The organism is Pantoea sp. NGS-ED-1003 (assembly GCF_000738765.1).
Taxonomy (GTDB): domain Bacteria; phylum Pseudomonadota; class Gammaproteobacteria; order Enterobacterales; family Enterobacteriaceae; genus Pantoea; species Pantoea septica.
The window spans coordinates 111,330-123,724 of the sequence record NZ_JPQA01000009.1; the positions used below are offsets into that span (position 1 = coordinate 111,330).

A 12,395-nucleotide genomic window follows, 5' to 3' on the forward strand; every position below is an offset into this window, starting at 1 on the left:
GTTTAGTGACCGCCCTTCTCTTCGGCGTCCAGCACCACTTCTTCCGGGCGCAACAGCGAGATAACGCGGAAGATCAGCGCCAGCAGCACGCCGACCAGCGTCGCCAGCGCCATGCCTTTCAGCTCCGCGGCGCCGATGTGCACTTTCGCTCCGCTGACGCCGATGATGAGGATTACCGAGGTGAGGATCAGATTTTGCGCCTTGCTGTAATCCACTTTGGATTCAATCAGCACGCGGATACCTGACGCGCCGATGACGCCATAGAGCAGCAGCGACACGCCGCCCATGACCGGCACCGGGATCGCCTGAATCGCCGCCGCCAGCTTGCCGACGCACGACAGCAGGATCGCGATGATCGCCGCGCCGCCGATCACCCAGGTGCTGTAGACGCGGGTAATCGCCATTACGCCGATGTTTTCGCCGTAGGTGGTGTTCGGCGTCGAGCCGAAAAAGCCGGAAATCACGGTGGAAAAGCCGTTAGCGAACATCGAGCGATGCAGGCCGGGATCGCGGATCAGATCTTTTTTCACGATATTGGCGGTCACCACCAGATGCCCGACATGCTCGGCGATCACCACCAGCGCGGCGGGCAGAATGGTCAGCATCGCCGCCCACTCGAAGCGCGGCGTATAGAAAGTCGGCAGCGCGAACCAGGGCGCGTTGTAGACCGGCGTCCAGTCGACGATGCCCATAACAAACGAGAGCGCGTAGCCTGCCACCACGCCCACCAGAATAGGGATAATGGCGAGGAAGCCGCGGAACAGCACCGAGCCGAACACCGTCACGCCCAGCGTCACCAGCGAGATAGTCACGGTGGTGCTGTCGGGACTCTCGCCTTCTGCCGGCAGCAGTCCCGCCATATTGGCCGCCACGCCCGCCAGCTCCAGACCGATAACCGCCACGATCGCGCCCATCGCCGCCGGCGGAAACATTACGTCGATCCAGCCGGTGCCGGCCTTTTTCACAATCAGCGCCACGATGCAGAACAGCACGCCGCACAGGATAAAGCCGCCCAGCGCCAGCTCATAGCCCAGCGGCAAGAGCAGCAGCACCGGCGAGATAAAGGCGAAGCTGGAGCCGAGATAGGCGGGAATTTTACCTTTGCAAATAAAGAGATAAAGCAGCGTGCCGACGCCGTTGAACAGCAGCACCGTCGCCGGGTTGATATGAAACAGGATCGGCACCAGCACCGTTGCGCCGAACATGGCGAACAGATGTTGCAGGCTGAGCGGTATGGTTTGCAGTAGCGGCGGTCGTTCGCTGACGCCAATGGCGCGACGAGTCATCATTTATCCCCTTCAACGTTTATTTTTGCCAAAAAAAAGCCGACTCTCTGGTCGGCTGATTCAGTTACTTCGTTCCGAAAATCTTGTCGCCGGCATCGCCCAGCCCTGGAATGATATACCCCTTTTCATTCAGGCCGCGATCCACCGACGCGGTGTAGAGCTCAACGTCCGGATGCGCCTTCTCCAGCGCGGCGATGCCTTCCGGCGCGGCGACCAGAACCAGCACCTTGATGCTGCTGCAGCCCGCTTTTTTCAGCAGATCGATGGTGGCGATCATCGAGCCGCCCGTGGCCAGCATCGGGTCGACCACCAGCGCCAGGCGCTCTTCGATGTTGGAGACCAGCTTCTGGAAATAGGGCACCGGCTCCAGCGTCTCTTCGTCGCGGTAGACCCCGACCACGCTGATGCGCGCGCTTGGCACATGCTCCAGCACCCCTTCCATCATCCCCAGACCGGCGCGCAGAATCGGCACGACGGTGATTTTTTTACCTTTGATTTGATCGATTTCCACCGGGCCGTTCCAGCCTTCGATGGTGACGCGCTCGGTTTCCAGGTCGGCGGTGGCTTCGTAGGTCAGCAGGCTGCCGACTTCCGACGCCAGCTCGCGGAAGCGCTTGGTACTGATATCGTGCTCACGCATCAAGCCCAGTTTATGTTTGACCAGCGGGTGTTTGACTTCCACGATCTTCATTGGTGTTCTCCCGGAATGAGTTGAGCTAAAAAAAAATCGCGGGATTATACCGCCTTTTCGCAGGCGCGCCATATGTCGTTGCGCAAAGAGGCTAAGTTTTGATCCGTCATTCAAGGATTGATGAAAATCGTCCGGCGCGCAATTTGACCAGGCAATGGGACTCGCAAACGTTTGCCTGCGCTGTTAGAATTGCCGCGCTTTTTGTTAACCACCAACCGCAATCGCGTGGGGATTCCGCAGTGACCGACAAGACCTCTCTCAGCTACAAAGACGCCGGCGTTGACATCGATGCTGGTAATGCTCTGGTTGATCGTATTAAAGGCGTGGTGAAAAAGACCCGTCGCCCGGAAGTAATGGGTGGGCTGGGCGGTTTCGGCGCCCTTTGCGCGCTGCCGCAGAAATATCGCGAGCCGGTGCTGGTCTCCGGAACCGACGGCGTCGGCACCAAGCTGCGTCTGGCGATGGATCTGAAGCGCCATGACGCTATCGGCATCGATCTGGTCGCCATGTGTGTGAACGATCTGGTGGTTCAGGGCGCGGAACCGCTGTTTTTCCTCGACTATTACGCCACCGGCAAGCTGGACGTCGAGACCGCCTCTTCCGTTATCACCGGCATCGCCGAGGGCTGTCTGCAGTCCGGCTGCGCGCTGGTAGGCGGCGAAACCGCTGAAATGCCGGGCATGTACCACGGCGAAGATTACGACGTGGCGGGATTCTGCGTCGGCGTGGTTGAGAAATCTGAAATTATCGACGGTTCAAAAGTGCAGGACGGCGATGTGCTGATCGCGCTGGGTTCCAGCGGCCCGCACTCTAACGGCTATTCGCTGGTGCGCAAAATCCTTGAAGTGAGCCAGACCGATCCGCTGACGAAACAGCTGGACGGCCGCCCGCTGGCGGACCACCTTCTGGAACCGACCCGCATCTACGTGAAAAATATTCTTAGCCTGATCGAGCAGGTGGATGTGCATGCGATTGCCCATCTGACCGGCGGCGGCTTCTGGGAAAATATTCCGCGCGTGTTGCCGGATCATACCCAGGCGGTGATCGATGAGAAGAGCTGGGAATGGCCCGCTGTCTTTGACTGGCTGCAGCAGGCGGGCAACGTCAGCCGCCACGAGATGTACCGCACCTTTAACTGCGGCGTCGGCATGGTGATCGCCCTGAGCGCCGCCGAAGCCGACAAGGCGGTAGAGCTGATGCGCGCCGCGGGCGAAAAAGCCTGGAAGATCGGCGTGATCAAGGCGTCAGATGCGGAAGAGCGCGTGGTTATCAACGCATGAAAAAGCTGGTTGTACTGATCTCCGGCAACGGAAGTAATCTTCAGTCCATCCTCGACGCCTGCGCAAGCGGGCGGATTAACGGCAGCGTCGCTGCCGTTTTCAGTAATAAATCGACCGCTTACGGCCTGACGCGCGCGCGCGACGCGGGCGTGCCGGCCCATGCGCTGGCGGCGGGCGATTTCCCCGATCGCGAAGCCTTTGATCGTCAGCTGATGCGGGAGATCGACGCGTACGCGCCGGATCTGGTGGTGCTGGCGGGTTATATGCGCATCCTGAGCAGCGCCTTTGTCGCGCATTATCAGGATCGCCTGCTCAATATTCACCCTTCTCTGCTGCCGAAGTACCCTGGCCTGCACACCCATCGTCAGGCGCTGGCGAACGGCGACGCCGAACACGGCACGTCGGTGCATTTCGTGACCGACGAGCTGGACGGCGGCCCGGTGATACTGCAGGCTCACGTGCCGGTCTTCCCTGACGACAGTGAAGACGAGGTTACCGCGCGCGTGCAGCATCAGGAGCATGCGATCTATCCGCTGGTGATTAGCTGGTTTGTCGAGGGTCGGTTAGCGATGCGCGAAGGCAAGGCCTGGCTGGATAATCAGCCGCTGCCGCCGCAGGGCTACGCGTACGACTAAGGCATAAAGCTGTTTGATTTATCCGTGCTTACGTAGAGGGCATGGACCGATCGCCAGGCCGCTCAAGGTATCCATACGCGCTCGGCCTGCGCGGACACGCACCTCCTCCCTGAGGTGCGCCCGTAAACGGGCCAGCGCTCTGCGCTGTTCAAAAACGCTCCCGGCGTTTTTGTCCCTGCCGCAGGATGCTTTGCTCTTCTGCCCATGCCAGCTACGTTTTGACTTTGTTAGCTACCTGTGAGAACACGTACCGCTACCTCAGCCGTAGCGCCCGGTAATGTAATCCTCGGTGCGCCGGTTGCGCGGCGAGGTAAAGATGCGGTCCGTTTCATCAAACTCCACCACCGCGCCCTGATGCATAAAAGCGGTGTAGTCAGAGACGCGCGACGCCTGCTGCATATTGTGGGTGACCAGCACCAGCGTAAAGTGCTGCTTCAGCGTGGTCATCAGCTCTTCAATCACCAGCGTCGAGATAGGATCGAGCGCCGACGTCGGCTCGTCCAGCAGCAGGACTTCCGGTTCGATAGCGATGGCGCGCGCGATCACCAGTCGCTGCTGCTGGCCGCTGGAGAGCGTGAGCGCATTCTGCCCCAGCTGATCTTTCACCTCGCTCCACAGCGCCGCGGCACGCAGCGCGCGTTCGCACGCCTCGTTCAGCACTCGCCTGTCGCGTACGCCCTGCAGCCGCAGGCCATACACCACATTTTCATAAATCGACTTAGGAAACGGATTGGGCCGCTGAAACACCATACCGATGCGGCGGCGCAGCGCCGAGAGATCCTGCGCCGGCTGCATAATGTCGTGGCTGCCCAGCAGAATTTCGCCTTCGATCCGGCAACTATCCACCACGTCGTTCATGCGATTAAAACAGCGCAGCAGCGTCGATTTGCCGCAGCCGGAAGGCCCAATCAGCGCGGTAATGCGCTTTTCGGGAATACGCAGCGAAATATCATGCAGCGCCTGACGGTCGCCATACCATAACGAAAGGTGGTTTAGCGTCAGCGCCGTTTCGGTGTCGGGCATCATAGTCATCATCTTTTATTGGGTCATCAGCCGGTAGCGTTCGCGCAGCCGATGGCGCAGCGCCATCGCCAGCAGGTTGAGCGACAGAATAATCGTCACCAGCAGCAGCGCCGTGGCGTAAACCAGCGGGCGATCCGCCTCGACGTTGGGACTCTGAAAGGCGAGATCGTAAATCTGGAAGCCGAGATGCATAAACTTGCGGTCAAGATGCAGCCAGGGAAAGACCGCGTCGACCGGCAGCTCCGGCACCATCTTGACTACGCCCACCAGCATTAGCGGCGCGGTCTCTCCCGCCGCGCGCGCCACTGCCAGAATCAGGCCGGTGAGCATCGCCGGCAGCGCCATCGGCAGCACCACGTGCCATAGCGTCTCCGCCTGGGTGGCGCCCAGCGCCAGCGAGCCCTGACGCAGCGAGTCGGGGATACGCGACAGTCCCTCTTCGGTGGCGACGATCACCACCGGCAGCGTCAGCAGCGCCAGCGTCAGCGACGCCCACAGCAGCCCCGGCGTGCCGAAAGTGGGACTGGGCAACGAGCGGGAAAAGAAGAGCTGATCGAGCGTGCCTCCAGCCAGCCAGACGAAAAAGCCCAGCCCGAACACGCCGTACACGATCGACGGCACGCCCGCCAGATTGACCACCGCGATGCGCACCAGCCGCGTCAGGGCGTTGCGCCCGGCATACTCATGCAGCCAGATAGCGGCGATAACGCCCAACGGCATCACCACCAGCGACATCAGCAGCACCATCAGTACGGTGCCAAAAATCGCCGGAAACGCGCCGCTGTCGCTCTCGCCCTCTGCGGGCGAATCGCTGACGAAATGCCAGATCTGACGCAGCGCGTGCGTCAGCTTCTGCTGCGCGCTCATGGCGTTAGGACGCCAGGCTTCGACCACCTGCGCCAGCGGGATGGCGTGCTCGCGGTGCTGCGCGTCGCGCAGGATCACCACGTCGCGCTGGCTCTCGCGCTGCAGATCGGCCAGCCGGCTGCTGAGACGGGCGAAACGGCGCTGCAGCGCCGCCTGGTTCGCCTCGAACTCCGACAGCGCGCGCGTATCGAACTGCTGCTGCTGCCGCAGCCGATCGGCGCGCGCATCCAGCGCCGCCAGCTGATCGTTGAGCCGGGTCAGATCGACATGACGGATGCGATGAATTTTATGCAGCAGTTCGCGCACCTGCCCCAGCCGCTGATGCAGCAGCGCATCGGGATCGCGCGCCGTCAGCGCCTCATTATCTTCACGCAGGCCGGCGAACCAGCCGTAAGCATTGCCGCCGCTGCGCCGCTGCAGCACCATCACCTCTTTCGGCTGGCTGACCCTGAGCGCCTCGCGCGCATAGATCACGCGGAAATCGGGCGCGTCCCAGTCGCGGTTGCCGGTTTTGATCAGGTAGCGGTGAACGTGGCTGACCGGTGGCAACGCCTCACCTTGCGCCGCGGGCGCAGGAAAGTTCGGCTGATGCTCCAGGGTTTCGCCCAGCAGCGCCGTGGTCTGCCCTTCCGGCTGCGTCAGCTGGTAGAGGTCGACGCGCTGCGGCCAGAAGGCGCGCATTCCCTGCCACGCCAGCAGCGCAATCAGCAGGGTAAAGGCCAGCAGGCAGACGGCGACCGCGCCTGCGGTCAGCCAGCGCCAGCGGTCGTTTTGTCGCATCGTCTTCATGCCTGGCCCTCATGCTGCCCGTATCGCTGGCGCAGGCGCTGGCGGATAAGCTCGGCCAGCGTATTGATGATCAGGGTAAAGATCAGCAGCATCAGCGCGCTGAGAAAGAGTATTCGGTAGTGCGCGCTGCCTGCCGCCGCTTCCGGCATCTCGATGGCGATATTAGCGGAAAGCGCGCGTAGCCCGGAAAAGAGCCCGCCCTGACTCTGCGGCGTGTTGCCGGTCGCCATCAGCACAATCATGGTTTCGCCGACCGCGCGGCCAAAGCCGATCATCAGCGCGGCGAAAATCCCCGCCGACGCCCCCGGCAGCACCACGCGCGTCAGGGTCTGCCACGGCGTGGCGCCCAGCGCCAGCGACCCTTGCCCCAGCGCCGCGGGCACGCTGAACAGCGCATCCTCCGACAGGGTGAAAATCAGCGGCACCAGCGCAAAGCCCATCGCCAGCCCGGCCACCAGCAGGTTGCGCTGCTCGTAGTGCGGCAGCCACTCCGCGGCGTCGCGCATCAGCAAGGTCGGAACGATCAGGGTGCCCAGCGTCACGACCAGCAGCAGCGGCAGCAGCAGCATCACCTCGCGTCCCGGCTGACGCCAGCGCGGCGGCAGATGTCGGCTGAGCGCGCCGCAGATAAGCAGCGTGGCCGCCAGCGTCAGCGGCAGCAGCAAGACCCCGAGCAGCGCCTGGCTGATATGCGGCGCCAGCCAGAGTCCGGCGATAAGCCCGATCACCACGCTGGGCAGCGCGCCCATCATTTCAATCGCCGGCTTGACCCAGCGGCGCAATCCTGGCGCCATAAACCAGGCGGTGTACATCGCGGCCGCCAGCGCCAGCGGCGTGGCGAACAGCAGCGACAGCGCCGCTGCTTTCAGCGTGCCGACGACCATCGGCATAAAGCTAAACTTGGCCTGATAGCTGTCTGCGGCGTTGGTGGACTGCCAGACCCAGTCCGGCGCGGGATAGTTTTCATACCAGATTTTTTGCCAGAAGCTGCGCCAGCTGACGTCCGGCCAGGGATTATCGATACGCAATACCTGCCAGCTTCCGGCACGCTCCAGCAGCAGCGCGTCGCCGCGCGGCGAGAAGGCAGCGCGCGTGACGCCGGCCGCCAGCTGACGCTGCAGGATCGGGCCGGGCTGCTTGCTGGCGAACAGCTTCAGCGCGCCGTCAGGCTCCAGGGTGGCGAAGACGCGACGCTGCGGTTCCGTAATAATCGCCGCGGTCGGGCTGCTGCCGACGAAGGTGCGGATTTCATGCAGCCGCGGCCCTTCCTCGCCAGCGATGGCAAACCACTGCGTTACGCCGCGTCCATCCTGAATTAACAAACTTCGCCCGCCCGCCAGCAGATGCAGGCTGCGCGGCGGCTGCGCCAGGGTTACGGTTTCACGCAGGGTCGCGCGCTCGTCGTCGAGCTGCCAGACGCGCAGCACATTGCCTTCGCTGGCATAGAGCAGATCGCCCTGCGGCGACAGCAGCAGATGGTCGGCATGCCCCTGCGGCAGATCGACCGCGCGCGGCGCCTGCTGAGGCGCGAGCGTCATGACGCTGAGCCCCTTCTCGGTCAGAAGGGCGATCCGCCATTTATTTTCATTCAGCGTCGCCAGCGCCATCGTTTTCACCGCGCCGCCAGGCAGGCTCAAAGGCGTATCGCCGAGCGGAAAGCGCCAGTCGCCCTCTGCGGGCTGCAGCAGCAGCATCCCGCTTTGTGCGCTCAGCAACAGCGTGCGGCCATCGGCGCTGCTCACCACCTGCTGCGGCGTCGGACGCAGCATTAGCGGCGTTTCGGCGGGCTGACCGTCAAGCGGAATAAAGCGCGCCGCGCCGTCGCGTCCAATACGCCAGCCCCGATCGCCCTGATTACCGACTATCAGCGCGGGCTGGCTGTCCCATAGCTGCTGTGTGGCCTGCGTATGAAGGCCCGGCGCGACGAACAACGGCAGGACCACCCAAATCAACCAGAAAAAGAGCAGCAGCATCAGCAGCAGAATAGCGATGCCGCAGGACGTGACCATGCGCCGCGTAAAGCGATCGATAGCGCGGCGACGGCGGTCGCTGAAGTTGACGGGAATATGCTTTAGGCTCATGCGGCTCTGAATGAGATCGGTATTAAGCCGCTATGTTGCCCGTAGCTGGTTGATAAGACAACTATTGGCGTTGGACAAGGTTGCCATACTCTCGCCATAATGATGATGGACACTGGTTCTTTAAGTCCTGCGAACGCGATATGGAGTCAGAATGGGTCAGGAAAAGCTGTATATAGAAAAAGAATTAAGCTGGTTATCCTTCAACGAGCGCGTTTTACAGGAAGCGGCCGATAAAACCAACCCGCTGATTGAGCGTATGCGATTTCTGGGGATCTATTCCAATAACCTTGATGAGTTCTATAAGGTACGCTTTGCCGACCTTAAACGCCGCATCCTGATCGGCGAGGAGCAGGGATCGCCTGGCCTGCCGCGCCATCTGCTGAAGAAAATTCAGCAGCGCGTGATGAAGTCGGAACAGGAATTCGACGGCCTCTATAACGAACTGCTGCTGGAGCTGGCGCGCAATCAAATCTTTTTGATTAACGAACGCCAGCTTTCCGCCAATCAGCAGGTGTGGCTGCGTCACTATTTCAAACACGATTTACGCCAGCACATCACGCCGATTCTGATTAATCACGACACTGATCTCACCGAATTCCTGAAGGATGATTACACCTATCTGGCGGTAGAGATCATTCGCGGCGACGATATTCGCTATGCGCTGCTGGAGATCCCGTCCGATAAGGTTCCGCGCTTCATAAACCTGCCGGCTGAATCGCCGCGCCGCCGCAAACCGATGATCCTGCTGGACAACATTCTGCGTTACTGTCTCGACGATATCTTTAAAGGCTTCTTCGATTACGATGCGCTGAACGCCTACTCGATGAAGATGACGCGCGACGCAGAATACGATCTGGTGACGGAGATGGAGTCGAGCCTGCTGGAGCTGATGTCCTCTAGCCTGAAGCAGCGTCTGACCGCCGAGCCGGTGCGCTTCGTCTATCAGCGCGATATGCCGGACGCCATGGTGGAGCTGCTGCGTAATAAGCTGACTATCTCCAACTACGACTCCATCGTGCCGGGCGGCCGCTACCATAACTTCAAAGACTTTATCGGCTTCCCGGACGTCGGCAAAAGCAACCTGGTCAACCGGCCGCTGCCGCAGATCCGTCACATCGGCTTCGACGGCTTCCGCAACGGCTTCGACGCCATTCGCGACCGCGATATTCTGCTCTACTACCCCTACCACACTTTTGAGCATGTGCTGGAGCTGCTGCGTCAGGCGTCCTTCGATCCAAGCGTGCTGGCGATCAAAATCAACATCTATCGCGTGGCGAAGCGCTCCCGCATCATGGATGCGATGATACACGCCGCCTATAACGGCAAAAAAGTCACCGTGGTGGTGGAGCTGCAGGCGCGCTTCGACGAAGAGGCCAATATTTCGTGGGCCAAGCGCTTAACCGAAGCGGGCGTGCACGTTATTTTCTCGGCGCCAGGCCTGAAAATTCACGCCAAGCTGTTCCTGATCTCGCGCCGGGAAGGCGACGAAGTGGTGCGCTACGCCCATATCGGCACCGGCAACTTCAATGAGAAAACCGCGCGACTCTATACCGACTATTCGCTGCTCACCGCCGATGCGCGCATCACCAACGAAGTGCGCCGGGTGTTTAACTTTATCGAAAACCCCTATCGTCCGGTAAGCTTCGAGCATCTGATGGTCTCGCCGCAAAACTCACGCCAGATGCTCTATCAGCTGGTGGATGCGGAAATCGCCAATGCGCAGCAGGGTCGTCCGTGTGGGATTACGCTGAAAATTAACAACCTGGTGGATAACGGTCTGGTCGATCGCCTCTATGCGGCGTCGGGCGCAGGCGTGAAGGTGAATCTGCTGGTGCGCGGCATGTGCTCGCTGATCCCCGACTTGCCTGGGATCAGTGAAAATATCCGCGTGATCAGTATCGTTGATCGCTATCTCGAGCACGATCGCGTCTATATTTTTGAGAATGGCGGCGACAAAAAAGTCTTCCTTTCTTCCGCTGACTGGATGACGCGCAACATCGATCATCGCATCGAAGTGGCGGTATCGATCCTCGATCCGCGCGTGAAGCAACGCATTCTGGACATCATCGCTATTCTGTTTAGTGATACGGTGAAAGCGCGTATCGTTGATAAAGAGTTGGGGAACCGCTATGTTCCGCGCGGCAATCGTCGTAAGGTCCGCTCTCAACTGGCGATTTATGATTACATCAAGAAACTGGAACAGCCTGAATAATCTATGCCCATTTCTCATAAGAGTACGCCGAGACCGCAAGAATTTGCGGCAATCGATCTTGGCTCAAACAGCTTTCATATGGTCATTGCGCGCGTGGTGGATGGCGCTTTGCAGGTGCTTGGCCGTCTGAAGCAGCGCGTCCATCTGGCTGACGGTCTCGACAGCAAAAATCGCCTGAGCGAAGAGGCAATAGAGCGCGGGCTGAGCTGCCTGGCGCTGTTTGCCGAGCGGTTGCAGGGCTTCAGCGCCAGCAACGTCACCATTGTCGGCACGCACACGCTGCGTCAGGCGGTGAATGCAGAAGAGTTTCTGCGGCGCGCGGCCGAGGTGATCCCCTACCCTATTGAGGTCATTTCCGGCCATGAAGAGGCGCGCCTGATTTTTATGGGCGTCGAACATACCCAGCCGGAAAAAGGCCGCAAGCTGGTGATCGACATCGGCGGCGGATCGACCGAACTGGTGATCGGCGAGAACTTCGAACCGCAGCTAGTCGAGAGCCGCCGCATGGGCTGCGTCAGTTTCGCTCAGCTCTACTTCCCTAACGGCGAGATCAGCCGCGAAAACTTCCGCCGTGCGCGTCTGGCGGCGGCGCAGAAGCTGGAGACGCTGGCGTGGCAGTATCGCCTGCACGGCTGGCAGTACGCGCTGGGCGCGTCGGGCACCATTAAGGCGGCGTGCGAAGTGCTGCTGGCGATGGGCGAGAAAGAGAAAATGATCACGCCGGAGCGGCTGGATATGCTCTACGACGAGGTGATGAAGCATAAATCTTTCAGCGCGCTGAGCCTGCCGGGCCTCTCTGAAGAGCGAAAATCGGTATTCGTGCCGGGCCTGGCCATTATCTGCGGCGTGTTCGACGCGCTGGCGATCCGCGAGCTGCGCCTCTCGGACGGCGCGCTGCGCGAAGGCGTGCTTTACGAGATGGAGGGCCGCTTCCGCCATCAGGATATCCGCAGCCGTACGGCGCAGAGCCTGGCGAACCACTACGCGATCGATAACGACCAGGCGCGTCGCGTGCTGGATACCACCGATCAGCTCTATCTACAGTGGCGCGATCAAAATCCTAAGCTGGCGAACCCGCAGCTGGCGGCGCTGCTGAAGTGGGCGGCGATGCTGCACGAAGTGGGCCTCACCATTAACCACAGCGGCATGCAGCGCCACTCCGCCTATATCCTGCAAAACACCAATCTGCCTGGCTTTAACCAGGATCAGCAAACGCTGCTGGCGGCGCTGGTACGCTTTCATCGCAAAGCCGTCAAGGTCGAGGATCTGCCGCGCGTGACGCTGTTTAAGAAAAAACAGTTCCTGCCGCTGCTGTTCCTGCTGCGCCTTGGCACCTTACTCAACAATCAGCGTCAGGCGACTACGCGTCCCGACTCGCTTAAGCTGACCACCGACGAAGGCCACTGGACGCTGACGTTCCCGGCGGGCTATTTCAGCCAGAACAACCTGGTGCAGCTCGATCTGGAGCGTGAGCAGACCTACTGGACCGAGGTCACCGGCTGGAAGCTGACGCTGGAAGAAGAAGCCTGAG

9 protein-coding genes are annotated in these 12,395 nt (G+C 60.8%); 4 read left to right on the top strand and 5 right to left on the bottom strand.

Annotation, left to right across the window (positions count from 1 at the left end):
- Positions 1 to 2 precede the first annotated feature (2 nt).
- Together uraA and upp are read right to left on the bottom strand one after the other, a co-directional pair.
- The gene (uraA, locus tag JS46_RS17865; protein ID WP_033753844.1) at positions 3 to 1,286 is read right to left on the bottom strand and encodes a uracil permease; all 1,284 of its coding nucleotides are present in this window, start codon (positions 1,284 to 1,286) and stop codon (positions 3 to 5) included.
- A 64-nt stretch (positions 1,287 to 1,350) separates the two neighbouring features.
- Complete coding sequence (gene upp, locus JS46_RS17870; RefSeq protein WP_033753846.1) at positions 1,351 to 1,977, bottom strand: uracil phosphoribosyltransferase; 627 nt, start codon at positions 1,975 to 1,977, stop codon at positions 1,351 to 1,353.
- Positions 1,978 to 2,216: 239 nt separating this feature from the next.
- Between upp and purM the strand changes: the two genes are divergently transcribed.
- Positions 2,217 to 3,257: a phosphoribosylformylglycinamidine cyclo-ligase gene (purM, locus tag JS46_RS17875; RefSeq protein WP_033753849.1), complete on the top strand. Its 1,041-nt coding sequence runs from the start codon at positions 2,217 to 2,219 to the stop codon at positions 3,255 to 3,257.
- Positions 3,254 to 3,892 (top strand): phosphoribosylglycinamide formyltransferase, encoded by a 639-nt coding sequence (purN, locus tag JS46_RS17880; RefSeq protein ID WP_033753852.1) that lies wholly within the window; start codon positions 3,254 to 3,256, stop codon positions 3,890 to 3,892. The genes purM and purN overlap by 4 nt, the downstream gene beginning before the upstream one ends.
- Positions 3,893 to 4,150: 258 nt before the next feature.
- On the opposite strand, the gene pstB is transcribed toward purN, so the two are convergent.
- Genes pstB through JS46_RS17895 form a run of 3 tightly spaced genes read right to left on the bottom strand, consistent with a single transcriptional unit; the run spans position 4,151 to position 8,652 of the window.
- The gene (gene pstB, locus JS46_RS17885; protein WP_033753855.1) at positions 4,151 to 4,918 is read right to left on the bottom strand and encodes a phosphate ABC transporter ATP-binding protein PstB; all 768 of its coding nucleotides are present in this window, start codon (positions 4,916 to 4,918) and stop codon (positions 4,151 to 4,153) included.
- Positions 4,919 to 4,930: 12 nt separating this feature from the next.
- Complete coding sequence (pstA, locus tag JS46_RS17890; protein WP_033753858.1) at positions 4,931 to 6,571, bottom strand: phosphate ABC transporter permease PstA; 1,641 nt, start codon at positions 6,569 to 6,571, stop codon at positions 4,931 to 4,933.
- Positions 6,568 to 8,652: an ABC transporter permease subunit gene (locus tag JS46_RS17895; RefSeq protein ID WP_033753861.1), complete on the bottom strand. Its 2,085-nt coding sequence runs from the start codon at positions 8,650 to 8,652 to the stop codon at positions 6,568 to 6,570. The genes pstA and JS46_RS17895 overlap by 4 nt, the downstream gene beginning before the upstream one ends.
- A gap of 151 nt (positions 8,653 to 8,803) precedes the next feature.
- On the opposite strand from JS46_RS17895, the gene ppk1 reads away from it, so the two are divergent.
- Both ppk1 and ppx read left to right on the top strand, forming a co-directional pair.
- On the top strand, positions 8,804 to 10,864 hold the full coding sequence (gene ppk1, locus JS46_RS17900; RefSeq protein WP_033753863.1) for a polyphosphate kinase 1: 2,061 nt from the start codon (positions 8,804 to 8,806) through the stop codon (positions 10,862 to 10,864).
- A 3-nt stretch (positions 10,865 to 10,867) separates the two neighbouring features.
- A complete protein-coding gene (ppx, locus tag JS46_RS17905; RefSeq protein WP_033753865.1) occupies positions 10,868 to 12,394 on the top strand; it encodes an exopolyphosphatase in 1,527 nt (508 codons plus the stop codon).
- Position 12,395 lies beyond the last annotated feature (1 nt).